The 26154-nt window shown below is 72.6% G+C and carries 22 protein-coding genes; 12 read left to right on the top strand and 10 right to left on the bottom strand.

Going from position 1 to position 26154, the window contains the following annotated elements; genetic code table 11:
- Positions 1–104 precede the first annotated feature (104 nt).
- A complete protein-coding gene (locus JOL79_RS08365) occupies positions 105–2414 on the top strand; it encodes a glycoside hydrolase family 3 N-terminal domain-containing protein (RefSeq protein ID WP_307848406.1) in 2310 nt (769 codons plus the stop codon).
- A gap of 99 nt (positions 2415–2513) precedes the next feature.
- Here JOL79_RS08365 and JOL79_RS08360 read toward each other — a convergent pair whose 3' ends face one another.
- Complete coding sequence (locus tag JOL79_RS08360) at positions 2514–2927, bottom strand: PH domain-containing protein (protein ID WP_210155093.1); 414 nt, start codon at positions 2925–2927, stop codon at positions 2514–2516.
- 203 nt (positions 2928–3130) lie between these two features.
- On the opposite strand from JOL79_RS08360, the gene JOL79_RS35370 reads away from it, so the two are divergent.
- Entirely contained in the window at positions 3131–4657 is a 1527-nt protein-coding gene (locus tag JOL79_RS35370) for an ankyrin repeat domain-containing protein (RefSeq protein ID WP_210155092.1), read from the top strand.
- Between the two features lie 169 nt (positions 4658–4826).
- A complete protein-coding gene (locus JOL79_RS08350) occupies positions 4827–4967 on the top strand; it encodes a hypothetical protein (protein WP_210155091.1) in 141 nt (46 codons plus the stop codon).
- A gap of 73 nt (positions 4968–5040) precedes the next feature.
- Here JOL79_RS08350 and JOL79_RS08345 read toward each other — a convergent pair whose 3' ends face one another.
- Complete coding sequence (locus JOL79_RS08345) at positions 5041–5313, bottom strand: hypothetical protein (RefSeq protein WP_210155090.1); 273 nt, start codon at positions 5311–5313, stop codon at positions 5041–5043.
- Positions 5314–5428: 115 nt separating this feature from the next.
- Positions 5429–6379 (bottom strand): Ppx/GppA family phosphatase, encoded by a 951-nt coding sequence (locus JOL79_RS08340; protein ID WP_210155089.1) that lies wholly within the window; start codon positions 6377–6379, stop codon positions 5429–5431.
- Positions 6380–6570: 191 nt separating this feature from the next.
- Between JOL79_RS08340 and JOL79_RS08335 the strand changes: the two genes are divergently transcribed.
- The 3 genes from JOL79_RS08335 (at position 6571) to JOL79_RS08325 (ending at position 11781) form a co-directional block, all read left to right on the top strand.
- Positions 6571–6885, top strand: coding sequence for a hypothetical protein (locus JOL79_RS08335; protein WP_210155088.1), 315 nt, complete (start codon positions 6571–6573; stop codon positions 6883–6885).
- A 288-nt stretch (positions 6886–7173) separates the two neighbouring features.
- Positions 7174–9171 carry a glycosyl hydrolase family 18 protein gene (locus JOL79_RS34940; protein ID WP_210155087.1) on the top strand — a complete coding sequence of 666 codons (1998 nt, stop codon included), beginning with the start codon at positions 7174–7176 and terminating at the stop codon, positions 9169–9171.
- 162 nt (positions 9172–9333) lie between these two features.
- Positions 9334–11781, top strand: a complete 2448-nt coding sequence (locus tag JOL79_RS08325; protein WP_210155086.1) for a Tex family protein — start codon at positions 9334–9336, stop codon at positions 11779–11781.
- Positions 11782–11920: 139 nt separating this feature from the next.
- On the opposite strand, the gene JOL79_RS08320 is transcribed toward JOL79_RS08325, so the two are convergent.
- A complete protein-coding gene (locus tag JOL79_RS08320; protein WP_307848404.1) occupies positions 11921–13252 on the bottom strand; it encodes an allantoate amidohydrolase in 1332 nt (443 codons plus the stop codon).
- Complete coding sequence (hutU, locus tag JOL79_RS08315; RefSeq protein WP_210155085.1) at positions 13249–14913, bottom strand: urocanate hydratase; 1665 nt, start codon at positions 14911–14913, stop codon at positions 13249–13251. The genes JOL79_RS08320 and hutU overlap by 4 nt, the downstream gene beginning before the upstream one ends.
- A 277-nt stretch (positions 14914–15190) precedes the next feature.
- Here hutU and JOL79_RS08310 point away from each other — a divergent pair, with 277 nt between their 5' ends.
- A complete protein-coding gene (locus JOL79_RS08310; protein WP_230984416.1) occupies positions 15191–16294 on the top strand; it encodes an MBL fold metallo-hydrolase in 1104 nt (367 codons plus the stop codon).
- Between the two features lie 205 nt (positions 16295–16499).
- On the top strand, positions 16500–17699 hold the full coding sequence (locus JOL79_RS08305) for a hypothetical protein (protein WP_210155084.1): 1200 nt from the start codon (positions 16500–16502) through the stop codon (positions 17697–17699).
- Between the two features lie 104 nt (positions 17700–17803).
- Here JOL79_RS08305 and JOL79_RS08300 read toward each other — a convergent pair whose 3' ends face one another.
- The 3 genes from JOL79_RS08300 to JOL79_RS08290 all read right to left on the bottom strand — a co-directional run bounded on the left by JOL79_RS08300 (position 17804) and on the right by JOL79_RS08290 (position 21217).
- Positions 17804–18391, bottom strand: coding sequence for a hemerythrin domain-containing protein (locus tag JOL79_RS08300; protein ID WP_230984415.1), 588 nt, complete (start codon positions 18389–18391; stop codon positions 17804–17806).
- The gene (locus JOL79_RS35365; protein ID WP_210155083.1) at positions 18388–19710 is read right to left on the bottom strand and encodes a PP2C family protein-serine/threonine phosphatase; all 1323 of its coding nucleotides are present in this window, start codon (positions 19708–19710) and stop codon (positions 18388–18390) included. Before JOL79_RS35365 ends, JOL79_RS08300 begins: the two co-directional genes overlap by 4 nt.
- Positions 19711–19882: 172 nt before the next feature.
- Entirely contained in the window at positions 19883–21217 is a 1335-nt protein-coding gene (locus JOL79_RS08290) for a cellulose-binding domain-containing protein (RefSeq protein WP_210155082.1), read from the bottom strand.
- Between the two features lie 439 nt (positions 21218–21656).
- Here JOL79_RS08290 and JOL79_RS08285 point away from each other — a divergent pair, with 439 nt between their 5' ends.
- From JOL79_RS08285 to JOL79_RS34935, 3 genes are all read left to right on the top strand, one after another.
- Positions 21657–22685 carry an ROK family protein gene (locus tag JOL79_RS08285; protein ID WP_210155081.1) on the top strand — a complete coding sequence of 343 codons (1029 nt, stop codon included), beginning with the start codon at positions 21657–21659 and terminating at the stop codon, positions 22683–22685.
- A gap of 155 nt (positions 22686–22840) precedes the next feature.
- Positions 22841–23431 carry a hypothetical protein gene (locus tag JOL79_RS08280; protein ID WP_210155080.1) on the top strand — a complete coding sequence of 197 codons (591 nt, stop codon included), beginning with the start codon at positions 22841–22843 and terminating at the stop codon, positions 23429–23431.
- A gap of 278 nt (positions 23432–23709) precedes the next feature.
- The gene (locus tag JOL79_RS34935) at positions 23710–23835 is read left to right on the top strand and encodes a hypothetical protein (RefSeq protein ID WP_269143750.1); all 126 of its coding nucleotides are present in this window, start codon (positions 23710–23712) and stop codon (positions 23833–23835) included.
- Between the two features lie 152 nt (positions 23836–23987).
- Here the strand turns inward: JOL79_RS34935 and JOL79_RS08275 are convergent, their stop codons facing one another.
- Entirely contained in the window at positions 23988–24182 is a 195-nt protein-coding gene (locus JOL79_RS08275) for a CsbD family protein (RefSeq protein WP_210155079.1), read from the bottom strand.
- Between the two features lie 227 nt (positions 24183–24409).
- Here JOL79_RS08275 and JOL79_RS08270 point away from each other — a divergent pair, with 227 nt between their 5' ends.
- The gene (locus tag JOL79_RS08270) at positions 24410–24826 is read left to right on the top strand and encodes an SPW repeat protein (RefSeq protein ID WP_230984414.1); all 417 of its coding nucleotides are present in this window, start codon (positions 24410–24412) and stop codon (positions 24824–24826) included.
- Between the two features lie 102 nt (positions 24827–24928).
- On the opposite strand, the gene JOL79_RS08265 is transcribed toward JOL79_RS08270, so the two are convergent.
- Positions 24929–26098 carry an aminotransferase class V-fold PLP-dependent enzyme gene (locus tag JOL79_RS08265; RefSeq protein WP_210155077.1) on the bottom strand — a complete coding sequence of 390 codons (1170 nt, stop codon included), beginning with the start codon at positions 26096–26098 and terminating at the stop codon, positions 24929–24931.
- Positions 26099–26154 lie beyond the last annotated feature (56 nt).

Raw genomic sequence — 26154 nt, 5'->3', positions numbered from 1 at the left:
AAAGTTTCCCCCCTCTCGGCAGGTCGCCGTCCCGCGGCCCGCCGCCTCGTTGACCGGCCGATACGACGCTTCCTACGGTCGTGGCGTCGTCTTGAGGAGGACCGATGACGCACCGGCGCAGGCTCGTCCGGAGATCCGCGTTCGCGGCGCTGGTCGCCGCGGCGCTCACCCTCGTCCCCCTGTCCGGCGGTGGCTCCGCCACGGCGGCGGACGCGCCGTACAAGGATCCCAGTCTGCCCGTGGCGACACGGGTGGCCGACCTGCTGTCGCGGATGTCGCTCGACGACAAGGTCGGCCAGATGACGCAGGCCGACCGGTCGGCGCTGTCGAACGTGTCGGACGTGGCGGCGTACCGGCTCGGCTCGATCCTGTCGGGCGGCGGGTCAGCCCCCTCGCCGAACACGGCGTCGTCCTGGGCGGACATGTACGACAACTTCCAGCGGCAGGCGCTGTCGACCCCGCTGGGCATCCCGATGATCTACGGGATCGACGCGGTGCACGGCCACAACAACGTGGTCGGGGCGACGATCTTCCCGCACAACATCGGGCTGGGCGCGACCCGCGACCCCGATCTGGTGCGGCGGGTCGGCCAGGCCACCGCCGAGGAGGTCTCCGGCACCGGCATCGACTGGACGTTCGCCCCGTGCCTGTGTGTCGCCCGCAACGACCGCTGGGGCCGTACGTACGAGTCGTTCAGCGAGGACCCGGCTCTGGTGAGCCAGATGTCCACGATCATCGACGGGTTCCAGAACGGCGGGCCGTCCGCCATCCTCGCCACCGCGAAGCACTACGTCGGCGACGGGGGCACCACCGGCGGCCGGGACCAGGGTGACACCCAGCTCAGCGAGGCCGACCTGCGCGCGATCCACCTGGCGCCGTTCCGGGCCGCCGTGCAGCGCGGCGTGGCCTCGGTGATGGTGTCGTACAGCTCCTGGAACGGCGCCAAAATGCACGGCAACAAGTACCTGATCACGGACGTCCTCAAGGGCGAGCTCGGCTTCTCCGGGTTCGTCGTCACCGACTGGGCGGGCATCGACCAGCTCGACGGGCAGTCGGGCTTCACCGCGTCGGAGATCACCACGGCGATCAACGCGGGCGTCGACATGGTGATGGTCCCGACGGACTACAAGAAGTTCGTCTCACTGCTGAAGTCGGAGGTGCAGGCGGGCCGGATCCCGATGTCCAGGATCGACGACGCCAACCGGCGGATCCTGACCGAGAAGTTCGCCTTCGGCCTCTTCGAGCGCCCCCTGACCGACCGGTCGTACACCTCGACCGTCGGCAGCGCGGCCCACCGGGCGATCGCCCGCGAGGCGGTCCGCAAGTCGCTGGTCCTGCTGAAGAACTCGGGTAACGTGCTGCCCCTGGCCAAGGCCGGCGGCAAGATCTTCGTGGCCGGCAAGGACGCCGACGACATCGGCAACCAGAGCGGCGGCTGGACCATCAGCTGGCAGGGCGCGTCGGGCGCCACGACCCCCGGCACGACGATCCTCCAGGGCATCCGCGACGCCGTCGGTTCCGGCGCTCAGGTCACCTACAGCCGGGACGGCAGCGGCATCGACTCCTCCTACCGCGCCGCCGTCGCCGTGGTCGGCGAGACGCCGTACGCCGAGGGGCAGGGCGACCGCACCGGCTCCATGGGCCTGGACTCGACCGACCTCGCCACCCTGCAGCGGCTCACGGCGTCGGGGGTGCCGGTGGTCGTGGTGCTCGTCTCCGGCCGGCCGCTGGACGTCGCCGGTCAGATCGACCGCTGGAACGCCCTGGTCGCGGCGTGGCTGCCGGGCACCGAGGGACGCGGCGTGGCCGACGTCCTTTTCGGCGACTACGCCCCCACGGGCAAGCTGCCCATGACGTGGATGCGCAGCGCCGACCAGGAGCCCATCAACGCGGGAGACGGCAAGCAGCCCCTCTTCGAGTACGGCTTCGGCCTGGGCTACGCCACGGCCAGCCCCTCGCCTTCGCCCAGCCCCTCGGTGAGCCCCTCCGCCAGTCCTTCGCCCAGCCCCTCTCCCAGTCCTTCGGCCAGCCCTTCGGCGAGCCCGTCACCCAGTCCTTCGCCCAGTCCCTCGCCGAGTGTCTCGGCCGGCACGGGCGGCTGCGCCGTGGCGTACCGGCCCAACGACTGGGGCAGCGGCTTCACCGCGGACGTGACCGTCACCAACACGTCGGCCGTGGCCCTGAACGGATGGACGCTGCAGTGGACGTTCGGCGGCGACCAGAAGGTCACCAACGCCTGGAACGCGACCGTCACGCAGTCGGGGCGGCAGGTCACCGCCGCGAACGCGTCGTACAACGGGACGATCGGCGCGAACGGCGGGACGGCGAACTTCGGGTTCCAGGGCACCTACAGCGGATCCAACCCGGCACCCGCCGCCTTCACGCTGAACGGCGCCGCGTGCGCGGTCCGCTGACCACGGACGAGGGCGACGTCGTCGTACCGGCCCCGCGCGGCGGCCCACCGGCCGCGCGGGCGCCCGGGGCCCCACAGGGTCCCACGGGGTCCCACAGGGTCAGGGACGCATGCGCATGAGCGTCTCGGCGACGTCGACGACCGGCCGGCCGAGGTCGAACCGGCTGAACAGGTGGATCTGCTCGCCGGCGTCGATCTCCAGCAGCTCGGTGGTCAGCCCGTACCGCCGGTGCGTGTCCACCCGGATGCGGTCGACGTCGTTCCAGGTGACGCGCTCTCTCCCGGCGAGGCCGGTGACCACCAGGCCGTCCTTCCCGGCCGACAGCCGTACCGGCGCGACCAGATCGCGGATCGCCAGCGCCGCGAACCCGGCGGCGGCCACTCCCGCGAGGAACAGCCGCCCGCCGCCGCCCAGCACGGCGAGCAGCGCGAACGCGAACGCGGCGGCGCCCTTGGCCGCGACGACCCGCCAGGGCACCCGCCACTCGTGCCGTGCCCCCTCAACTTCCGCCATCGTGGCAGCGTAACCAAAGTTCGGCCCGAGTGCCGATCGCGGCCGGTGGCGTCGCCGCCGCCGCGCGGGCTACAGTGACGGTGGCTACCAGGGAGCCACCGGTCCGCGGGAATGGGCTCAGCCCACCTGGAGCATGAAGTGCGCGGCTTCGCTCTCCTTTCGGCCTGACAAAGCGGACATCAGGCGGACGAGAGGAGGCCCCTGTGCCGACCGCTTCCCTTCCCGATCGCCCCAGCCTCGACAACTTCCGCAGACAGGCCCGCGCCCTGCAGCGCGCCGCCCGGGCCGGTGACCCGGCCGCGACCGCCCGGTTCGCCCGGCACCATCCGTCCGGAGCGCCGGACGACCCCGGTTCGCTCCGGCTGGGCGCGGCGCAGCTCGTGGTCGCCCGCGAGTACGGATTTCCCAGCTGGGCGCGCCTGCGGCGCTATCTCGACACGGTGGCGGAACACGGCTGGGACAGCGGCTCAGGCGCCGCCCCGGCCGCCGGCCCGGCCGGGGACTTCTGCCGCCTGGCCTGCCTGACGTACACCCGGGAGGACGGGCCGGAGCGGTGGCGGCGGGCCCGCCGGCTGCTCGCCGACGACCCCGGCCTGACCGCGGCGGACATCTGGGCAGCCGCCGCGGCGGGCCGCCCCGGCGATGTGCGTCGCCTGCTCGCCCGGGAGCCGCGGCTGGCCCGCGAACGCGGCGGCCCGTTCGGGTGGCGGCCGCTGTGCTACCTGGTCTATTCGCGGGCCGATCCCGGTGTTCCGGCCGAGGCGGTGCTCTCCGTCGCCCGGCAGCTCCTCGCGGCCGGCGCCGACCCGCACGAGGGCTACCTCTTCGACGGCCTGCCGTCCCCCTTCACGTTGCTGACCGGCGTGTTCGGTCACGGCGAGCTGGGCGCGCGCCGCCAGCCGCCCCACCCGCACTGGCGTGAGCTGGGCCGGCTGCTCCTGGACGCCGGCGCGGACCCCAACGACGCCCAGACGCTGTACAACCGCATGTTCTCGCCCGAGAACGATCACCTGGAGCTGCTCTTCGAATACGGCCTCGGCGCCGGTGACGGCGGCCCGTGGAGGGCTCGCCTGGGCGACCTCGCCGACTCGCCCGCCGAACTGCTGCGCACCCAGCTCCGCTGGGCGGTCGAGCACCACCAGCCCGGCCGGGTGCGACTGCTGGTCGAGCACGGCGTCGACTTCCGATCCGCCTACGAGCTCGACGGTCCGGCCTGGCGCCCGGGTGACGGACGGACGCCCGTAGAGCTCGCCCGGCTCTACGGCGACACCGAGATCGCCGCCTACCTGGTCTCCCAGGGGGCGGCGGCGCCGGATCCGGACCCGGTCGACGAGCTGATCGCCGCGGCGTTCCGCGCCGACCGGTCCGCGGTGGACCGCGTCCGGGCCGGACATCCCGGCGCGGTGTCCGAGGCCCGCCGGCGCCGTCCCGGGCTCATCGTCTGGGCGGCCGCCCAGGCGCCTCCCGGCGCGGTCGTGCTGCTGGCCGAGCTGGGCTTCGACGTGAACGCCTTCGGGCGGGGCGACGCGCCGGTCGAGGAGGCGTGGGAGACGGCCCTGCACCACAGCGCCGCCGGCGGCGACGTCGATCTCACCCGGAGCCTGCTGAAGCTGGGGGCGGATCCCAACCTCCGCGACGCCCGCTTCGACGGCACCCCTCTCGACTGGGCCCGCCACTTCGATCAGCGGGCCACGGCCGACCTGCTCGAACCCGTCACCGAGCAGGTGTGACGGCGGGGGGGGAAGCGCCGGACGGCGCGGGGGCGCGCGTTCTTCCCATGTTCACCACCGACACAGGTTGTCGAATCACCCAAACGGGGAATAGGACTCCTCGGCTTTCACTTGCCCCCAGCCCTGCGTCACTACGCCGGTCCCCGCCGGCGCCGCTCGGGAGGAAGACATGAGCAGGCAGATCGGCGACGGATTCCAGTCCCCCACCTTGAGCGAGCTCGAAGCCCGCCTGCGCGGGCTGGAAACGCAGGTGGCCCATCTGACCGAGATGGTCAAGGCGCTGTCCGCCCAGAACGGCGATCCGCGCTGACGGAGGCGCTCGGGCGGGTCAGTCCCGGCGCGGCGTGGGCGATCGGGCGATGTGCTCGGTCAGCTCGGCTCGGTCAGCCGGGCTGACCGCTCGGGCGGCCGCTCGTCCTGGTGCGCTGACGGGACGCGCCATGCGCCTGGGCACCGCCCCGCACCGGGCCGGGAGGCGTGACGGCCGCGCTGCGAGACGTGACGGCCGCGCTGCGGCGGCGGGAGGAGTGCCAGCCGATGCTGGCGGCGAGCAGCCCTAGCACGGCCAGCGTCAGGAACGCGATCAGCACCGTCGCGAGCAGGACGAGCCCCGCCGCCGCCACGGCGGAGACGGCTAATCCCAGCAGCTCAATCATCGCGCGTCCTCCACACCTCGCCCCGACGCCCGGTGGTTCCCCCGGGAATCGCGCATTCAAATAACCAGCAATATCCGGGCATGGCTGCCGTGCCCGGAAATGTGGATCTCAAGCCTTACCGATCGGCCAGACGCTCGCGACCCATCGGCAGAACGTCCAACCGGCGCAGGATCATGCCCTCGCGCAGCGCCCACGGGCATATCTCCAGTTCCCCCAGCTCGAACAGGTCCATCGCGGCGTCCGCGACGACCGCGCCCGCGAGCAGTTGCGGCGCGCGCCCGGCCGAGACCCCCGGCAGCTCCGCCCGGCGGGCCGCCGGCATCCGCGCGAGCCTGGCCGTCCACTTCGTCAGGTCCTCGTGGGCCAGGGTCCGCTTCACGTAGACGCCCTCGCTCGACGAGACGGCCCCGGCGATCCGGGCGAGCTGGCGGAACGTCTTCGACGTGGCGACGGCGTGGTCTGCCCTGCCGTAGCGGGTGACCGCGCCGACGGTGCGGGCGATCTCGGCGCGGGCGTGGCGCCGCAGCGCCCGCACCGCCTCCTGGTCCGGCGGGTCGCCGGTGAGCCAGTCGCGGGTGAGCCGTCCCGCCCCCAGCGGCAGGCTGATCGTGACGTCCGGCTCCTCGTCGATCCCCGAGGCGATCTCCAGCGATCCGCCGCCGATGTCGATCACGAGGAGCCGCCCGTACGACCACCCGAACCAGCGGCGCACGGCCAGGAAGGTGAGCCTCGCCTCGTCCTGCCCGGACAGCACCTGGATGTCGACCCGGGTGTCGGCCTTGATCTGGGCGAGGACCTCCTCGCCGTTCACCGCGTCCCGCACCGCGGAGGTGGCGAAGGCCACCAGGTCTTCCACGCCCTTGTCCTCGGCGATCGCCATCGCCTCGCGGACGAATCCGCGCAACCTGGCCGCACCCTCGTCTGACAGCCGGTCGCCGTCGAGGTGCTCGGCGAGGCGCATCTCCTCCTTGTGGGAGAACGCCGGGAGGGGTCGTGCCCCCTGGTGCGCGTCCACCACGAGGAGGTGCACCGTGTTGGATCCCACGTCCAGGACTCCGAGTCGCATGTCCCAGACGCTACAGCCTGCGACGGATCGGCCGCCGGGGGCACCGGCCGCGACGATCATCACTTTTGCGCCTCACCGTCGCCGATCGGCGACGGTGAGCGATGTAATAATTACGCACCGTCATGCGCACTCCTCTTGCCCGGCTTTCCCCTGGTGCACACACTCGAAAACGGGATGTGTCATACCGGGGGGTGGTTGGGGTGCAGGACGAGTTCGGCACCTGCGAGACGTGGCCGTTCGAGTGCCTGCACTGCCTGCGGGCCTGGGAGCAGGACTATCTGGTCCAGCGGCGGCCGGACGGGCAGGGCCACGACGTCACCCTCTGGACCCGGGACGGCGTCGCCGTTCCGCCGCCCTGGTCGGGAGCGTTCTGCCCGGAGTGCGGCAGCGGCAGCGTGACCACCTTCCCCACCGGGCTCCTCGAACGCCACGGGCGGACGGCCCCGGCCGGCCCGGGAGCCTGCGGCGCCGGCGGCCGGGCCTGCCCGAGCCGGATCCCCCGCTGAGATCAGCGGCCGCGACACGGCGGCCGCCGGCTTCACAATCCGGGGCGGATCCCCAGACACGGGATATTGACGGCGCGCTCGACCGCGGGTAAGTTGACTTCAAACTAAAAGGAAACCTTACTAATAGTTTCGGCCGTATGGCCAGGCAGGAGGTTTCCGTGCCGCGTTCACCTCCCGATTCCGGTCTCCAGATCCTCGGCAACAGCACCAGGGGCGACCGGCCCGCGCCCTGTCGCCCACGCGTCCATCGCACCCCACCCCCACCAGCCCATTGGACGTGGAGCACACATGAAACGACGGATCCTGCCCGCCCTCCTGGCGGCCCTGGGGGCGCTGCTCACCCCCCTCGTCGCCTTACCCGCCGGCGCGTACGCCGCCGCGGCCGTCCCCATCCGCGTCGACGCGGGCGGCCCGGCGCTCACCGACGGATCGGGGAACTCCTGGTCGGCCGACAAGGCGTACGCGAGCGGCGGCTGGGGCTACGACACCCTCTACGGATCGGGCTCGACGGCGGGCTCGATCGCCGGCACCTCGGACGACTCCCTCTACCAGAGATACGACCTGTTCAGCGGCTGGTCCGGGTACCGGTTCGACGTCGCCGACGGCACCTATCAGGTGACACTGAAGATGGTCGAGGACTGGGCCAACGGTCCGGGTCAGCGCAGGTTCGACGTGCGCGCGGAAGGCACGACGGTGCTGTCCGCGTTCGACGTCTACGCCTCGTGCGGCCCGATGACCGCCTGCGACCGGACCTTCACCACGACCGTCTCCGACGGCCAGCTCAACGTCCAGTTCAACATGAACGGCGGCGCCAACTACGCCACCGTCTCCGCGATCTCGGTCACCGCGGGCTCGGGCGGAGGCGGAGCGGACACCACCCCGCCGAGCGCGCCCGGCGGTCTCCGCGTCACCGGCACGACGACGTCCAGCGCCGGCCTCGCCTGGGATCCCGCCACCGACAATGTGGGCGTCACCGGCTACCGGGTCTACCGCGGCGGCGTCCTCGTGGCCACGGTGACCGGCACGTCCTTCACCGACGGCGGGCTGGCCTCCGGCACCGCCTACACCTACACCGTCAGGGCCGTGGACGCCGCGGGCAACCTGTCGGCCGCCGGCGGCTCCGTCACCGGCACCACCTCGACCGGCGGAGGCGGCGGGGACGGCGGCGGAGGCGGCAGGCTGCTCGGCTACTTCACCGAGTGGGGCGTCTACGGGCGCCAGTACTTCGTGAAGAACGTCGAGACGAGCGGCTCGGCCGCCAAGCTCGGCTACATCAACTACGCCTTCGGCAACGTGACCAACGGCAGGTGCGCGATCGGGGACGCCTACGCCGACTACGACATGGCGTACACGGCGGCCAACAGCGTCGACGGGAAGGCCGACACCTGGGACGCCGGTGTGCTGCGCGGCAGCTTCGGCCAGCTGCGCAAACTCAAGGCCCTGCACCCCGGGCTGAAGATCCTCTGGTCGTTCGGCGGCTGGACCTGGTCCGGCGGGTTCACCCAGGCCGCGGCCGACCCGGCCGCGTTCGCCGACTCCTGCTACGCCCTCGTCGAGGACCCCCGCTGGGCCGACGTGTTCGACGGCATCGACATCGACTGGGAGTACCCGAACGCCTGCGGCCTGTCCTGCGACGGCAGCGGCGCCGCCGCGTTCCGGAACCTGATGTCGGCGCTGCGCGCCCGGTTCGGCGCCAACTACCTGATCACGGCCGCCATCACCGCCGACGGCACCGCGGGCGGCAAGATCGACGCCGCCGACTACGCCGGCGCCGCGCAGTACGTGAACTGGTACAACGTCATGACGTACGACTACTTCGGCGCGTGGGCGGCCACCGGGCCGACCGCCCCGCACTCGCCGCTGACGTCCTACTCCGGCATCCCGGCCGCCGGCTTCTACGCGGACGCGGCGATCCAGAGGCTCAAGGGCAAGGGCGTGCCCGCGGGCAAGCTGCTGCTCGGCATCGGCTTCTACGGCCGCGGCTGGACCGGCGTCACACAGAGCGCGCCGGGCGGCACCGCCACCGGGCCGGCGCCCGGGACGTACGAGGCGGGCATCGAGGACTACAAGGTGCTGAAGAACTCGTGCCCCGCGACCGGCACCGTCGCGGGCACCGCCTACGCCAGGTGCGGCGCCAACTGGTGGAGCTACGACACCCCGGGCACGATCGCGGGGAAGATGAGCTACGCGAAGAACCAGGGCCTCGGCGGCTCGTTCTTCTGGGAGCTCAGCGGCGACACCGGCAACGGCGAACTGGTCACGGCCATGCGGAACGGACTGGGCTGACCGGGGACCAGCTGATCAGACGTGACCTGGCCTGACGTGGTTTCGGGCCGGGGCCGGCGGCGCCGGTCCCGGCCCTTGTCCACAGGTTTCCGCGGGCGGGGCGAGCCGGGGCCGGAGGTCCGGCAGAATGAGAGCCTCCCGGAAGAAGGCGGATCAAGGATCGTGACGACGTCCATTCAACAGCGGATCGCGGAGGAGCTCGGCGTCCGCGAGAGCCAGGTGACCGCGGCCGTCGACCTGCTCGACGGTGGGGCCACGGTGCCGTTCATCGCCCGTTACCGCAAGGAGGCCACGGGCGCGCTGGACGACGCGCAACTGCGCGCGTTGGAGGAACGGCTGCGCTACCTGCGCGAGCTCGAGGAACGGCGGAGCGCCATCCTCGAGTCGATCCGGTCCCAGGGCAAGCTCGACGACGCCCTGGAAGCGCGGATCATGGCGGCCGACAGCAAGGCCCGCCTGGAGGACATCTACCTCCCCTTCAAGCCGAAGCGGCGGACCAAGGCGCAGATCGCGCGGGAGGCGGGGCTGGAGCCGCTGGCCGACGCGCTGCTCGCCGACCCGGGGCTCGACCCGGCGGCCACCGCGGGCGCGTACGTCCGGGAGGGCGTGGCCGACGCGGCGGCGGCCCTGGAGGGCGCGCGGGCCATCCTGGTCGAGCGGTTCGCCGAGGACGCCGACCTGATCGGCGACCTGCGCGAGCGGATGTGGTCGAAGGGCCGCCTGGTCGCCCAGGTCCGGGACGACAAGCAGGAGGCCGGCGCGAAGTTCTCCGACTACTTCGACTTCTCCGAGCCCTTCACCCGGCTGCCCTCGCACCGGATCCTCGCCATGTTCCGCGGCGAGAAGGAGGAGATCCTCACCCTCACGCTCGACCCGGAGGCCGAGGAGCCGAACGACTACGAGCTGCGGGTCGCGCGCCGTTTCGGCGTGTCCGACCAGGGCCGCCCGGCGGATCGCTGGCTCGCGGACACGGTCCGCTGGGCCTGGCGGACCCGGATCCTCGTCCACCTCGGCATCGACCTGCGCACGCGGCTGTGGCAGGCGGCCGAGGAGGAGGCCGTCCGCGTCTTCGCCGCCAACCTGCGCGACCTGCTGCTCGCCGCCCCGGCGGGAGCCCGGTCGACGATGGGCCTCGACCCCGGGCTGCGCACCGGCGTGAAGGTGGCGATCGTCGACGGCACCGGCAAGGTCGTCGCCACCGACACGATCTACCCGCACGAGCCCAGGAGACAGTGGGATCAGTCGCTGGCGACGCTCGCGCGCCTCGCCACGGAGCACGGGGTGGATCTCGTCGCCATCGGCAACGGCACGGCGTCCCGCGAGACCGACAAGCTCGCCGGAGAGCTGGTCAAGCGCCTCCCCCACCTGACCAAGGTGATGGTGTCCGAGGCCGGGGCGTCGGTCTACTCGGCCTCCGCGTACGCCTCGCAGGAGCTGCCCGGCCTCGACGTGTCGCTGCGCGGCGCCGTATCGATCGCGCGGCGGCTGCAGGACCCGCTCGCCGAGCTGGTGAAGATCGATCCGAAGTCGATCGGAGTCGGTCAGTACCAGCACGACCTGTCCGAGGTGAAGCTCTCCCGCTCGCTCGACGCCGTCGTGGAGGACTGCGTGAACGGCGTGGGCGTCGACGTCAACACCGCGTCGGCCCCGCTGCTCAACCGGGTCTCCGGCATCGGCACCGGCCTCGCGGAGAGCATCGTGGCCCATCGCGACGCGAACGGCCCGTTCCGCTCCCGCCGGGCACTGAAGGACGTTCCCCGGCTCGGCCCGAAGGCGTTCGAGCAGTGCGCGGGCTTCCTGCGCATCCCCGGTGGCGACGACCCGCTCGACGCCTCCAGCGTGCATCCGGAGGCCTATCCGGTGGTGCGCCGCATCCTGGAATCGACCGGGAGCGACCTGCGGAGCGTCATCGGGAACACCTCCGTGCTGCGGAAGCTGCGGCCGGCCGACTTCGTCGACGGCACCTTCGGCCTGCCGACCGTCACCGACATCCTGAAGGAGCTGGAGAAGCCGGGGCGCGATCCCCGGCCCGCCTTCAAGACGGCGGCGTTCAAGGAGGGCGTCGAGAAGATCTCCGACCTCGATCCCGGCATGATCCTCGAGGGCGTGGTGACGAACGTCGCGGCGTTCGGAGCGTTCGTCGACGTGGGCGTGCACCAGGACGGCCTGGTGCACGTCTCGGCCATGTCGAACTCGTTCGTCCGCGATCCTCGCGAGGTCGTCAAGCCCGGTGACATCGTGCGGGTGAAGGTGCTCGACGTCGACATCCCCCGCAAGCGGATCTCGCTCACCTTGCGGCTCGACGACGAGGTGACCCGCGGCGACGCGCGGCCCGCCGACGGCGGTGACGGCGCCGGCAGGGGCCGCCGCGGCGGCCAGGCACGGCAGGGCGGCCAGGCACGGCAGGGCGGCCAGGCACGGCAGGGCGATCAGCGAGACCAGCCTCGCCAGGGGCAGGGCGGCGCCGGCCGGGGCGGCCGAGGCGGGGACCGGGGTGGCGAGCGGGGTGGCGAGCGGGGCGGAGGCGGCCGGGGAGCGGCCGCCGCCGGCGGCGCCATGGCCGAGGCCCTGCGGCGGGCCGGTCTCACCGGCCAGGACCCCACCCGCTGATCAGGGGCCTGCGCCGGACGGCCGGCCCCACCGGCCCGGCCCGGCCCGGCGCAGGCCGGCCGCCGTCCGTCAGCAGGCTCAGGTCAGCCGGCGCGGGTCAGCAGGCTCAGGTCAGCCGGCGCGGGTCAGCAGGCTCAGGTCAGCTGCCGCCGGGCGGGCCGGGCTCACACTGCGCGGGTTCGGACGGGTCGTCGGCCAGCAGGTCCGTGAGGACCCGGGTGAGGGCGGAGACGCCCGCCAGGCAGTCGGCCTCCTCGGCGTGCTCGTGCGGTGAGTGGGAGACGCCGGTCGGGTTGCGGACGAACAGCATGGCCGTGGGAACGGCGGAGGCCAGGACGCCCGCGTCGTGGCCCGCACCCGTGGGCAGTGGTGGGGCCCCGCCGAGGATCCTGGCGAGCCGCACGCGGAGGGGGCGGTCGAAGGTCACCAGCGGGGTACCGGACTCGGCGGTGATCTCCGCCCCCGCCGCCTCGGCCACGGCCGCGATCCCGGCGACGAGATCCTCAAGGGTGTCCGCGTCCGGCGCCCGGCAGTCGAGCCAGGCGGTGACCAGCGACGCGATGGCGTTGGTCCCGTTGGGCGCGACCCGCAGCCGGCCGAAGGTGGCCAGGCCGCCCATCCTGGTCGCGCTCTCCCGGGCGGCCAGCACCGTGGCCGCGTAGCCGGGCATGGGGTCGCGGCGGTCCTCCATGAGAGTGGTGCCCGCGTGGTCGGCCACGCCGGGGAAGTCGAGCCGCCAGCGGCCGTGCGGCCAGATGGCCGATCCCACCCCCACCGGGTGAGGCGTGCCGGCCAGCCGGCGTCCCTGCTCGACGTGGAGCTCGACGAACACCCCGACGCGCGCCAGCCGCTCGTCGTCCCGGCCGAGCGCCGAAGGATCGTGCCCGGCGCGCTCCATGGCCTCGGCCAGGGTGACACCGCCGGAGTCGGTCAGGGCCCGGGCGGCCGCGGGGTCGGCGACGCCCGTCATCAGCCGCGACCCGAGGCAGGCGACGCCGAACCGGGCGCCCTCCTCCTCGGTGAAGTTCACCACGGCCAGGGGCCGTCCGGCCACCGCCCCCCGCCGCCGGAGGGCGTCGACCGCCGCGAAGGCGCTCACCACACCCAGCGGGCCGTCGTAGGCTCCGCCGTCCGGCACCGAGTCGAGGTGTGAGCCGGTGACCACGGCGTTCCCGTCGGCCGGGTCGCCGAGCCAGGCCCACTGGTTGCCGTTGCGGTCGGCCTCGTACCACAGGCCGCGGTCGCGGGCCTCCCGTTCGAACCAGGCCCGGCAGTCGGCGTCGGCCGGGGTCCAGGCGTGCCGGCGGTAGCCGCCGGTCGCCGCGTTCCTGCCGACCGGGAGGAGATCCCGCCACATCCGCCGGAAGTCGTCCGCGGCCTCCGCCGCGACCTCATCCGCCGCCTGCTTCGCCGCCTGGGCCGCGGCCTCGGCCGGCCCGGGGCCCGCGTCGCCGGGCCGGGCGCCCGTCACCCGCCCGCCTCGCGCATGGGTATCCGCACGTCCCGCTCGGCGGCGACCTCGGCCGCCCGCTCGTAGCCCGCGTCGACGTGCCTGATCACCCCCATGCCGGGGTCGTTGGTCAGCACGCGGCGGATCTTCTCCCCGGCCAGGGCCGTGCCGTCCGCCACCGTCACCTGCCCCGCGTGGATGGAACGGCCCATGCCCACACCGCCGCCGTGGTGGATCGACACCCAGGAGGCGCCGGAGGCGACGTTGACCATCGCGTTGAGCAGCGGCCAGTCGGCGATGGCGTCGGAGCCGTCCAGCATCCCCTCGGTCTCCCGGTAGGGCGAGGCGACCGATCCGCAGTCGAGATGGTCGCGGCCGATCACGATGGGCGCCGCCAGCTCGCCGGACGCCACGAGATCGTTGAACCGCTCGCCCGCCCGGTCGCGCTCCCCGTACCCCAGCCAGCAGATACGGGCCGGCAGGCCCTGGAAGGCCACCTTCTCGCCCGCCATGCGGATCCACCGGGTGAGCGGCTCGTTCTCGGGGAAGAGCTCCAGGATCGCCCGGTCCGTACGAGCGATGTCGGCGGGGTCGCCCGACAGCGCCGCCCACCGGAACGGCCCCTTGCCCTCGCAGAACAGGGGACGGATGTAGGCGGGCACGAAACCGGGGAAGTCGAAGGCCCGCGCGTAACCGGCGAGCCGCGCCTCACCCCTGATCGAGTTGCCGTAGTCGAAGACCTCCGCCCCGGCGTCCTGGAAGCCGACCATCGCCTCGACGTGCCGCGCCATGGACTCGCGCGCCCGCCGGGTGAAGCCGTCGGGGTCCTTGCGCGCCTCGCCGGCCATGTCCTCGAAGGCCACGCCGAGCGGCAGGTACGCCAGGGGGTCGTGGGCGCTGGTCTGGTCGGTCACGACGTCGATCTCGGCGCCGCGCGCCAGCAGCTCGGGCACGGCCTGAGCGGCGTTGGCCTCGACGCCGACGGACAGCGGGCGGCGGGCGTCCCTCGCCTCGTACGCGAGGCGGAGCGCCTCGTCGAGGCCGGCGGCCCGGACGTCGAGGTAGCGGTGGGCGATCCGCCGCTCGATGCTGCGCGGATCGCAGTCGACGCAGATGGCGACGCCCCCGTTCATGGTCACCGCGAGGGGCTGCGCGCCGCCCATGCCGCCCAGCCCGGCGGTGAGCGTGACGGTGCCGGCCAGCGTGCCGCCGAACCGCTTGGCCGCGACCGCGCCGAACGTCTCATAGGTGCCCTGCAGGATCCCCTGGGTGCCGATGTAGATCCACGAACCCGCGGTCATCTGGCCGTACATGGTGAGGCCGAGCCGTTCGAGCCGGCGGAACTCCGGCCAGGTGGCCCAGTCGCCGACCAGGTTGGAGTTGGCGATCAGCACCCGGGGGGCCCACTCGTGCGTGGTCATCACGCCGACCGGGCGGCCCGACTGCACGAGCAACGTCTCGTCGGCCCGCAACCCGGTGAGTGACCGGATGATCGCGTCGTAGGACGGCCAGTCGCGGGCGGCCTTGCCGGTGCCGCCGTAGACCACCAGCCGGTCCGGGTGTTCGGCCACCTCGGGGTCGAGATTGTTCATCAGCATCCGCAGGGCGGCCTCCTGCGGCCAGCCGCGCGCGGTGAGCGCGGATCCCCTCGGCGCCCGGATCGGGCCCCGGCCGTCGTCCATGTTGTCTCCTCGTTCCCTCATCGTCGAGCGAACCCCGGTCAGGAGCGGCGGCCGCGAACGGCCTCGTCCATCTGGCAGTCTGCATCCGCGTCCCCGCGAGCGGCAAGAGCGGACAAACCGGGCGGTATGCCGCCCACCGGCACCGCTCAGACCGGACTCAGGGTGGAGCCGGGCCGGAGAGCGCACCCCACCGGACAGGCGGAGGGCGCGGCCGTGCGCGGCGGCGCCCTCGCGACCTTAGTCTGATCGGCAGGATCCCCAGCGAGGAGAAACACCGTTGATCAGCACACACGGGCGCACGGCGCGACTGGCCGTGGGCGCCCTGGGGCTCGCCGCCCTGGCCTGGGCGGTGCGCGACGTTCCCGCGGCTCTCGGCCGCCGGCCGTCGGGAGACCGGGCCGGGCGCGTCCGGCGCTCGCCGCGGTTCCGCGACGGCGCGTTCCGCAACATCCAGTCCAGCCCCATCCTTCCCCCGGGCGCGCAGCGCCAGGTCCTGCGTGACCTGGTGTTCGGACGGCAGCCGCGCCGGCCGCGGCGGCCGGTGCCCCTCGGCGTCCCCGGGCCTTCGGGCGGTGACCTCGAAACCGTCTGGTACGGCCACTCGTCGGTCCTCGTCGAGATCGAGGGGCGGCGGGTGCTGCTCGATCCCGTGTGGAGCGAGCGCTGCTCCCCCGTGTCGTTCACCGGTCCCCGCCGGCTCCATCCGCCCCCGATCCCGCTGGCGGACCTGCCCAGGCTCGACGCGATCCTCATCTCCCACGACCACTACGACCACCTCGACATGCCCACCGTCAGAGAGCTGGTCCGGACCCAGTCGGCCCCGTTCCTCGTCCCCCTGGGCGTGGGCGCCCACCTGGAGCGCTGGCGGGTGCCCGCGTCCCGGATCGTGGAGCTCGACTGGGACGAGGAGGCCACGGTCGGCGGCGTCCGCTTCGTCGCCACGGCCGCGCGGCACTTCTCCGGCCGCGGCTTCCGCCGGAACGGCACCCTCTGGTCGTCCTGGGTCATCGCCGGTGAGCGCAGGCGGGTGTTCTACAGCGGCGACTCCGGCTATTTCGACGGTTACGCGGCCATCGGCGAGCGGCACGGGCCGTTCGACCTGTCGGTGATCCAGATCGGCGCGTACAGCGCGGGCTGGCCAGACATCCACATGACCCCCGAGGAGGCGATCCTCGCCCACCTCGACGTGCGGGCCGGGGTCCTGCTCCCCGTCCACTGGGGCACGTTCAACCTGTCGGCCCACGCCTGGGCCGACCCGGTCGACCGGCTGTGGCGCGAGGCGAAGGCGCGTGACGTGCGTCTCGTCGTGCCCCGGCCGGGTGAGCGGGTGACGGTCGACGATCCGCCGCCGGTCGACGGCTGGTGGCAGACGATCGCCTGAGCTCCGCGCCACACGGGCGGTCCGGACAGGGCCGAGATCAGCGCGCCCCCGCCGGTGAGAACCGCCCGCCGCCAGGGGGTAGCCCGCCCCGAATGGCGAAATCAGGCCGTGCTTGGCGGTATGTGAACATTGCGGATAGTTTGTCGCGTTCCTCCCTCTGGGTAGGCCAAGCGCAGTCGCGGGCCCAGGGGAAGGAGCAGCCGAGATGACGTTCAATCCACTGCAGGAGCGAGGTATCCCCCTGGACCGGCAGGTCCGCAACTGGCGCGAGCTGAACGTGCTGCCGATCGATCCCGACCGCACCGACCCCTACACCCGGTGCCGGATCATCACGATGAACGGCATCGAGATCGAGGCGATCCTCTTCAGCCACCACTTCGCCCGGCACTGCCGGGAGCCGGAGGTGCGGCAGCGCCTGGCCGAGACCCGCTACATCGAGGCGCAGCAGCAGAAGGCCGTCAACTGGCTGCTGCCCGGGGTCTCCTCGGTGCTGGAGACCACCATCGCGTACGAGCAGGTGGCGGTCGACCTGACCGCGTGGGTGGCGCGGATGGAGCCGGACGACTACCTGAGACAGGCCTACCAGTTCGGCGTGCTGGAGGACTTCGACCATCTGTACCGGTACGCCAACCTGTACGAGATGATCGAGCACCGCAAGGCCGAGAAGATCGTCGACCAGCTCACCGAGGTGATGCCGGGACGGCCGACGGCGATGCACCACCGCGATCCGGTCGACAACGTCAGGGAGCCGTACGACCGGGCGACGGCGGCGCCGATCTCCAAGCTGCACGCCCTGACGATCATGTCGGCCGAGCAGCAGACCATGAACTTCTACATGAACGTCGGGCCCAGCTACATGGAGCCGATCGCCCGCCAGCTCTACCAGGAGATCGGGCTGATCGAGGAGGAGCACGTCACGCACTACGAGTCCCTCGTGGACCCGGGCGAGACGTGGTGGGAGCAGCTCGTCAACCACGAGTACAACGAGTGCTACATGTACCACTCGTTCATGGAGACCGAGACCGATCCCAAGGTGAAGGCCATCTGGGAGCTGCACCTCAACATGGAGCTCGAACACCTGCACATCGCCGCCGACCTCATGCGGCGCCACGACGGCCGCGACCCGGGAGAGGTCGTGGCGCCCGCGCTTCCCCGGCCGGTCATGTTCGAGCCCAACAAGGAGTATCTGCGCGAGCTGATCGCCACCCAGATCGACTACACCACGCTGGGCACCGGCTACGTGCAGGAGGCCCACGAGCGCTTCCGGCGGTTCCAGGAGCGGATCCACGACGACGTCGAGCCGCCGAGCGAGCGGGTCATCGACGAGAACCGTGCCCGCTCGGGTGAGGAGTACCGGCTGGAGACCGAGGGCACGCACCCGCTCTACAGCCTGCGGACCCACTGACCCGCACCGGACGGCCCGGGCCCGGTGACATGCCGGGGCCCGGGCCGTCCGCCGTTCGGTTGACGCGCCCCGGGGGGCGGGGGGAGGACGGGGACGGCCGGGGGTCAGCGCTCCCCGCGCAACGCCCTGCGGAGCAGGTCGCGGGCCCGGTCGATGATCGCCGTGGGCGGCCCGAGCAGCAGGTTCTTGGTGGCGGACTCGACCCCCGGGTGCGGGCGGGTGGGCGCCATGGCCTCCGCGGCGCGCACGCCCAGCGCCATCGCCCGCCGCTCCGCCGCCGACGCCTGCGCCCGCAGCCGCGCGAACTCGTACCGCTCCTCCGCCCGGGCGTGTTCGAGCACGGCGACGCGCAGCAACGCGAGGCCGGACATGAAGTCGGGATGGTCGGTGCCCTGCCCGCAGAGGAGCGCGAGCAGCCGCTTGGCCTCGTTCTCCTCCTTCAGCCGGTCGTCGACGATCCCCGCGCCGCCGTCGATCCGCCTGCGGGCGTACGGGTGGACGACCTCCTCCTCCGCCGTCTCGTGCACGGCGAGCATCCGGGTCAGCCGCCGGAAGCACTCGGGCCGCTCCTCGGGCGCCGCCGCCTCCACGTCGTCGAACATATCCCTGATCATGGCGTGCTGGTGGATGAGCAGGTCGACGACGTCGGCCTCCTTCATCGCCTCGGGAACCGGGTGACGCGTCTCGGTCATGTCCCTCCCCCTTCGGATGCGGCGCCCGGCTCCGTCCCGTCCGCGGACGGGGCCGGACTCGGGCCCCATTCGACCAGGACGACGGTGGTGTCGTCCCGCAGCCGGCCATGCTGGTGTTCGGCGAGCGCGCGGACGAAGCGGCGCAGTCCCTCCGCCACCGGCAGACCGGGAGTCCTGGTCCGCACGACGAGGTCGCAGACCCGGTCGATACCCAGCAGCTCGCCCTCGGGCGACCGGGCCTCGCTCACACCGTCGGTGAAGAGCAGCACCTGGTCGCCCCGCTGGAGGCGCTCCTCGTACACGGCGGCGGGCTGCGTGTCGCCGAGCCCCAGCGGCAGCCGCGGCGGCTGGTCCAGCCTCTTGACGACCTTCCCCTGCCGGACGAGCAGCGGGGGCGGATGCCCGCAGTTGATCCACCGCATCACGCCCGTGCGGATGTCGATGTCCGCGAGGACCGCGGTGATGAACCGCTCGCCGCCGAAGTGCTCGGCGACCGCCTCCTCGGCCAGTTCCGCCAGATCGGGCAGATCGCCGCCGTTCCGCCGCGCGTTGCGGCAGCTGGCCAGGGCGACGGCGGCCAGCAGCCCGGCGTCCAGGTCGTGCCCCATCGCGTCGTAGATCGACACGTGCAGGTGGTCTCCGGACAGCGAGTAGTCGAAGGCGTCGCCGCCCAGCTCGTAGGCCGGCTCCAGCAGCGCGCCGACCTGCACGTCCTCGGTGGAGAACGTGAGAGGCGGCATGAACACCCACTCCATCTCCGCCGACAGCGTCATGAGCTGGGTCCTGCGGGTGCGGGGCACGGTGTCGCTGTAGGCGCGCTTGGTGGCCAGCAGGAGCCCGACCAGCGACGCGAGCAGCATGAGCCGCGCGCGATCCGGGACGATCTCTGGCAGGCTCAGCTCGAGCACGCCGAGCCGGTCGGCTCCGTCCACGAGGGGCAGCCAGAGGGTGCGGCCGCCCTCCCGGTCGCTCTGGTACGGAGTCAGCGTGCGGTAGACGCGACCGGCCGGAGTGCCGTCGATGGACAGCGGGACCGACCCCGGCGTCCACGCCTGGTCCCCGTGGAGCGGCACCAGCGACTCCTGGCCGAGGTCGGCCATGTAGATGACCGCCTGCCGCACCCCCAGCGGCGCGGCGGCGTGCACGACGGCGTCGGCGAGTAGCTCCGCCGCGCTGCAGCGGGCCCTTTCCAGCAGGTCGCGCACCATGCGCTCGCCGACATCGGGGCGGCCGGAACCGCCCGGCCCGTCCGGGCCGCCCCGGTCGCCCGAGCCGCCCGGGCCGGACTGGCTGTTCGTCTGCCGGCACGACTCTTCCACGCTGGCATCACCGCTGCTCGCGACGGGGTGAAGACGGACACCACGGCCCTCACATGCTCAAATCACTACCCGTTCGTGGGAGCGCTAACTCCAGGGGACTCCCCTCCTCCGGCCCGGAAGGGGCGCGCGGCCCGGCGTGGGCCGGGTCCGCGCGCCCCCGGGGACGCCGGGGTCAGCAGCCGATGGGCGCGGAGCCCACCGCCACGTCGTCGTACCAGAGCGTGTCCTGGTCACCGGCGTAGCTCTCCCAGCCCAGCCGCAGGGTGGTCGGCCGGGGTGCGGTGCCGCGGCGCAGCCACTGGGAGTCCACGTCCTGCGTCGGGACGCCGTCGACCCGGAGGCCGGTGATCTCGTTGTTGTCCAGGTAGGTGCGCATGGCCTGCTGGGTGGTGTCGATCTGGAAGCGCAGGCAGACCCATCGGCCGGTCGGCAGCGGCGCGCTCTGCGCGACGCCGTTGGGGCTCTGCTCGGGGAGGGTGGCGTCGTCGGACTCCCGGTTCCACTGCAGGGCACTGTTCTGCCCGCCGATGCGCAGGTCCTTGCCGCCGTCCCTGGAGTCGGCCATCGTGATCATGGCGACGTGGTTCACGGGGAGCGCGGTCGTGTGGCGCACCCACATCCGTCCGTACACCACCGGCGACACCGACGAGATGTCCCGCGTGGTGGCCGCGAAGATGTGGTTGCAGTAGCCGCCGCCGCCGTTCACCCGCAGCGACTTCGCGCCGCTGTGCGCGATGGACCCGTCGATGACGGCGGTGCCGGTGCCCTGGCAGTTGGGCGCGGTGACCTGCCACTCCCCGGAGGGGCTGGGGCCCGCCTGGTCCTCGAAGCCGGAGCACACCACCGCGCCGGAGCAGCCGCCGCCCTGGGTCGGGCTCGGTGTGGGCGACGGCGTGGGGCTGGGGGTGGGGCTGGGCGACGGGGAGGCCGACCAGCTCGGCGACGGGCTGATCGACGGCGTCGGGGAGGGCGTGGGAGACACCGTGGGAGACACCGTGGGAGACACCGTGGGGCCGTCGCCGCACGAGACGCCGTTGAGGGTGAAGCCGGTCGGCGGCGTCAGGGTCCCGGTGCCCTGGAAGCCGAAGTCGGCCGTGCCGCCCGTGGCCAGAGCGCCGTTCCAGGCGACGTTGACCGCCGTCACGGTGGTGCCCGACTGCGTGACCTGGGCGTTCCAGGCGTTGGTGATCTGCTGTCCGGTGCCGGCCGCCCAGGTCAGCGTCCAGCCGTTGACGGCGGCGCCCAGGTTGGTGAGCCGCATCTGGGCGGTGAACCCGCCCTGCCACTGGTTGGGCGTGTAGTCGACCCGGCAGATCGGGTTCGCGGCGGAGGCGGTCCCGGGAGCCAGGACGGCGGCGACGGCCGCGAGCGCGGCCAGGACCGCCAGGACCGGCCGCGACCAGGCCGGACCGGCCGGGCGGCCACGGGGCGGCCCGGTGCGGCGGGCGCGCGCCCCGGGCCGCGACCCGCGCGGGCCGGGTTCGGGAGAAAGATACGGACCGTTCATGACGTCCCCTCGCTTCCTGCGCGTCTGCTCGTGCCGGGCCGGCCCGCTCACGGAACAGCCCGCCGGGGCCGGCCCGTGTGGGCACGCCGGCATGTCGATCGGCGGGCGGCCCTGCCCTGCTCGCGCCGGACGCGCCTGAGAGCCGTCCCGGACGCAGATGGTTCGCCGGGCCCCGCCCCCGGTCAACGGCGACCCCTCGCCGCCGCCGCGGCCCGGCCCTCCGCCGGGGGCGGGCGCCGCGGCGCCCACGCAGCTCACGGTGCCGCCGCCGGCCCGCCCGGCGCGCACGGCGGGCACTCGCGGAGCTGAACCTTTCACCTGCGGTTCCCCCGCCGGGGGGCGGAGGGCGGGGTGGCGGAGACCGGGTGCCGCGAGGCGGTGCCGGGGCCCGGAAACTCTCGTAGTCTCGCTCTGACAAGCGCGCACAGAAGGACACCCCATGGCAGACGCAGGGTCCTGGGTCGTCGTCGGTCTCGACAACGGCGGCACGAGCAACAACGCGACCGTCCTCGACGCCTCCGGCCGGTTCCTGGTGGACCGGATGGTCGAGACCCCGAGCCTGGTGCGGGAGGGCCCCGAGGTCGCCGTCGGGCAGCTGCTGCTGGCCCTCGACAACGTGCTGGAACTGACGGGTGTCCCGCGGCCGAAGGTGCGGGCCGTGGGACTCGACACCCCGGGGCCGGCCAGCGCCGACGGCGTCATCTCGTCCAAGGGCGCGACCAACTTCGTCGACCCCGGCTGGTACGGATTCGACTTCCGCGGGGCCCTGGAGGCGCGCACCGGCCTGCCCGTGATCTACAACAACGACGGCAACGCCGCCGCCCTCTACGCGCATCACGCCCATTTCGGGCCCGACTCCTGGCAGCGCTCCTCGGTCTCCGCGATCGTCGGCACCGGTCTCGGCGGAGGCGTGGTCGAGGCCGGGCACGTGGTGAAGGGCGCGGCCGGCATGGCCGGGGAGCTGGGCCACGTCCACATCCCGCTGCACGGCCTGCTGGAGGCCGACCAGCCGCCGCCGGGCTGCAACTGCGGATTCGCCGGCGACGCGGAGAGCGTGGCCTCGCTGACCGGGATCGAGCGGAACCTGCTGCCGTACTGGCTCACCCGTTTCCCGGGCCACGAGCTGGCCGAGATCGAGCCGGTGGGCAAGGCCGCGAAACTGCTGCGCGGGTACGGAGAGAAGGGCGATCCACTGGCCCTGCGGATCTTCGAGCAGCAGGCCATGGCCATCGGGCGGCTGTTCACGATCGCCGCCAATTTCACCGATCCGGACGCGTACTTCCTCGGCGGCGGGGTGGTGGAGGCGGCCCCGCACTTCCGTGAGTGGTTCCTGGAGAAGGTCCGCGAGCACACCCTGCTGCGCGAAGAGCAGCGGCGGGCCGCGAGCGTCGCCCTGGTCGAGCATCTCGACATGGCCGGCGCGCGGGGCGCGGCACTCGCCGCCCTGACCCGGATCGTCGGCCGCTGACCCGGCCCCCGACCGGCAAAACTCGGCAAATAACCGCTATCAGCACCAGAAACCCCACCAGACACGTTGGAGGATAGAAAGGTCATTTGGCAGTGGGCCTCACGGGTCGTCCGGCTGCGGCCCGTCCCAGGCGGCACGCATACCGGGGAGGAACCATGACCATGACCCAGACGACCGAGGAGCGCCGGGCGGCGACGCCGCGGGCCCCCGCGCGGACCTCGCGCACACGCACCACGACGCCCTCCACGGCCAAACCGTCCGGAATGGGGCAGGAGAAGGCGGCGATGCTCGCGTTGAACCTGCCGTTCCTGAAGATCCAGGTACGCCCGCCGGAGATGCACATGCCGCACATGCACATGCCGCGGGTGCACCGCCGCGACGTCGGCAACGCCGTCGACATCGCGCGCACGTTCCTGCCGCCGCCGGAGCGGATCATGTATTACGGCGGGCTGGGCGCGCTCGCCGCTCTCGGGCTGATCGAGTGGCCGGTGGCCGCGGCCATCGGGGCGGGCACCATGATCGCTCAGCGCGCCCGGTCGCAGAGCCAGCGCTGGTCGCCGCTGCGGGGACAGGCGCCGGGCAAGGCCGAGCGCCCGGGACGCGCGATGACCGCGGAGACGGCCGAGAAGGAGCCCGCGCCGCGGGCACAACGGGCGACCGCGAAGCGCGCCACCCGCACGACGAGGGCCACTCCGTCGCGCACGTCCAGGACCACGTCACGGGCCAGGACCGCCGGCGCGACGTGATCGCCAGGGGTATTCAGCGAGGGACCGGCCGGGGACGACGGGAACGACCGTCACCCGGCCGGCTTCGTGCCACGGACCGAACGGGAATCCGGGAACACGCTCGCAGGCCACGGGCGTGGACGCCCGCCGGGGACACACGCGGGGATGCGGTTCGCGACCCTCGCCGGGACCACCCGGCGTACATCGAGTGTTCACCGAACGGTAACCTTAGCTATGCCGTTTTGGGAGGTTTAGCGGCGACTATACCCGTACACCCGATTCCTCACAGAGGTCCAACTGTGTCTGATTTCCTTGCCGCGCTCCTCGCCAAGGCGGCCCTGATGGTCCTGGAGGCCCTGCTCGTGCGGCTCGTCCAGGCGTTCATGACGGCATCCTTCCCGATCACCGTGCCCCAGGCGGCCTGACCGGCCGCGGGCACACGAAGAGGGCGAGACGGGAAGCCGTCCGCCCCCTGCGTTCTCGCCCTCCATCACGCCGGCGCCCTTGACGGTGACGTCACAGCGGGCGTCCGATCAGCGTGATCACGGGCCGCGACGGCGCTCGCCGCCGCGCCCGCTCAGCTCTTGAAGGCGTCCTTGACCTTCCCCGCGGCGTCCTTCACTTTCTCACCGGCCTGCTTGGCGTGGCTCTTCGTCTGGTCAGCCCGCCCTTCGGCCTCAAGGCTCTCGTCGTCCGTGACCTTGCCGAGGCCCTCCTTGGCCTTGCCGGTGACCTCTTCGGTCTTGTTGCGGATCTTGTCCTCCGCTCCCATGACTGACACTCCTCTCCTCGTCGAGCCGACCCACCCCCTCTTTCCGCAGGTCGAGGGGCTAAACCCGGACGCTCCCCCAGAACTCCACAGATCCCCGCAGAGCACGTTAAAACCATCTAAACCGGGAAAATAGGACGTATCGGGCGTACGCTAGAAACACCGGATTCAGAAGGGTGGTGTGCCGGATGACCCACCACAGCACCGACATTGGGACACATCCCGACATCATGCAGATGCGTGCTCGCTACGAGGCGGCGGCGGCGAATCCCGTCGCGCAACTCGCCGACGGGCTCGCGCTCCTGAGCGGCCTCTACCTCGCTCTGTCGCCCTGGATCGTGGGCTTCCATCGGATGACCCCGCTGACCGTCAACAACCTGATCACCGGACTGGTGGTCGCGCTGCTGGCTCTGGGGTTCAGCTCGGCGTTCGGCCGCATGTACGGCCTGTCCTGGGTCCTGCCCGTGATCGGGATATGGACCATCGTCGCCCCCTGGGTCATCCGGGGCGGCATGGCGACCATGTCCACGATCATCAGTAACGTGGTCGTCGGCGCGATCATCTTGGTTCTCGGGCTGGCCACCATGCGGTTCGGGATGATGGAGCGGGGCGGCCGGGCCGCCGGCTTCCAGCGGCAGACGACCTGACGGCCGCCTGCCACGCGGCGGGCCCGGAGCCGGCAGGCCACGGGCCCGCCCCAGCCTGTTCCGGCCCGTTCCGACCTGCTTTCCGCGGCCCCGGGCCGGAGGTCAGGCGGGCAGGGCGGCGCAGAGCCGGTCCAGCTCGTCCTCGGTGTTGTAGTAGTGGACGGAGGCCCGCACCATGGGCGGCAGCCCGCGGGCCTCGAAGTCCCACCGCGCGGAGCCGGGCCGCGACACCGACACGTTGATCCCCCGCTCGCGCAGCAGGGCGACCACGTCGGCGCTGTCGTGCCCGGCCACCGTGAACGTGACGATGCCGCACCGGCGGGTCCCCTGATCGTGCACGCTCACCCCGGGCACCGCCCGCAGCCGCTCCCGGAGTCCCTCGCCGAGGCCGGTGATCCGCTCCTCGATCGCGTCGAGGCCCAGGTCGCAGGCGTAGTCGGCCGCCACCGCGAGCCCGATCTTCCCGGCCCGGTAGCCCTCCCAGGATTCGAACCGCCGCGCGTCGTCCCTGACCGTGTACGAGCCGGCCGAGGTCCACGGCGCGGCGTGCAGGTCGAGGAACGGGGGCTCCAGGGAGTCGAGGATCCGGCGGGAGCAGTACAGGAAGCCGGTGCCGCGCGGCCCGCGCAGGAACTTACGGCCGGTCGCGGAGAGCAGGTCGCAGCCGATCTCCCGCACGTCCACCCGTAACTGGCCCACCGACTGGCAGGCGTCGAGCAGATACGTGATACCGGCCCGCCTGGCCACCCGTCCGATCTCGGCGGCCGGGCTCACCAGCCCGCCCTGGGTCGGCACGTGGGTGAGGGCGATCAGCTTGACCCGGTCGTCGATCATCGACTCCAGCGCCTCGACCGACGGCGCCCCGCTCGCGTCGGCGGGCACGACGTCGACCCGTACTCCGTGGCGGCGGGCGATCTGCAGGAACGGGATGACGTTGCTGGCGTACTCGGCGGCCGTCGTGAGGACGCGGTCGCCCTCCTTCCAGCGGAGCGAGTAGAAGGCCATGTCCCAGGCACGCGTCGCGTTCTCCACGACGGCGATCTCGTCCGGGCCCGCGCCCACGAGACGGGCCAGCGCCTCGTAGGCGTGCTCCAGGCGGCCCCACTCGGCGGCCTCCACCTCGTAGCCGCCGAGCCGTTCCTCCATCCGCAGGTAGCGGACCACGGCGTCCATCACCGGCCGTGGCGGCAGCGACGCACCTGCGTTGTTGAAGTGGACGACCTGCTCACAACCGGCCGTGTCGGCCCGCGCCTTCTCGACGTCGATTCCCACACCCGTCTCCCCGGATCGATTTCGCGGTATAGATCGCCTATACAGGGTCACGCTCC

This window comes from Microbispora oryzae, assembly GCF_017896165.1.
GTDB lineage: Bacteria > Actinomycetota > Actinomycetes > Streptosporangiales > Streptosporangiaceae > Microbispora > Microbispora oryzae.
Note: the sequence above shows the minus strand (reverse complement) of the source record. Positions and strands in the feature narration are given on the sequence as shown.

Bases quoted from the DNA above. Each gene is read 5' to 3' on its own strand.
- JOL79_RS08345 (WP_210155090.1), bottom strand. From the start codon at position 5,313: ATGATTGAGCTGCTGGGATTAGCCGTCTCCGCCGTGGCGGCGGCGGGG.
- JOL79_RS08300 (WP_230984415.1), bottom strand. From the start codon at position 18,391: ATGACCGAGACGCGTCACCCGGTTCCCGAGGCGATGAAGGAGGCCGAC.
- hutU (WP_210155085.1), bottom strand. From the start codon at position 14,913: ATGGACGACGGCCGGGGCCCGATCCGGGCGCCGAGGGGATCCGCGCTC.
- JOL79_RS08280 (WP_210155080.1), top strand. From the start codon at position 22,841: ATGACCATGACCCAGACGACCGAGGAGCGCCGGGCGGCGACGCCGCGG.
- JOL79_RS08340 (WP_210155089.1), bottom strand. From the start codon at position 6,379: ATGCGACTCGGAGTCCTGGACGTGGGATCCAACACGGTGCACCTCCTC.
- JOL79_RS08285 (WP_210155081.1), top strand. From the start codon at position 21,657: ATGGCAGACGCAGGGTCCTGGGTCGTCGTCGGTCTCGACAACGGCGGC.
- JOL79_RS08290 (WP_210155082.1), bottom strand. From the start codon at position 21,217: ATGAACGGTCCGTATCTTTCTCCCGAACCCGGCCCGCGCGGGTCGCGG.
- JOL79_RS34940 (WP_210155087.1), top strand. From the start codon at position 7,174: ATGAAACGACGGATCCTGCCCGCCCTCCTGGCGGCCCTGGGGGCGCTG.
- JOL79_RS08365 (WP_307848406.1), top strand. From the start codon at position 105: ATGACGCACCGGCGCAGGCTCGTCCGGAGATCCGCGTTCGCGGCGCTG.
- JOL79_RS08270 (WP_230984414.1), top strand. From the start codon at position 24,410: ATGCAGATGCGTGCTCGCTACGAGGCGGCGGCGGCGAATCCCGTCGCG.
- JOL79_RS08350 (WP_210155091.1), top strand. From the start codon at position 4,827: ATGAGCAGGCAGATCGGCGACGGATTCCAGTCCCCCACCTTGAGCGAG.
- JOL79_RS08305 (WP_210155084.1), top strand. From the start codon at position 16,500: ATGACGTTCAATCCACTGCAGGAGCGAGGTATCCCCCTGGACCGGCAG.
- JOL79_RS08275 (WP_210155079.1), bottom strand. From the start codon at position 24,182: ATGGGAGCGGAGGACAAGATCCGCAACAAGACCGAAGAGGTCACCGGC.
- JOL79_RS08360 (WP_210155093.1), bottom strand. From the start codon at position 2,927: ATGGCGGAAGTTGAGGGGGCACGGCACGAGTGGCGGGTGCCCTGGCGG.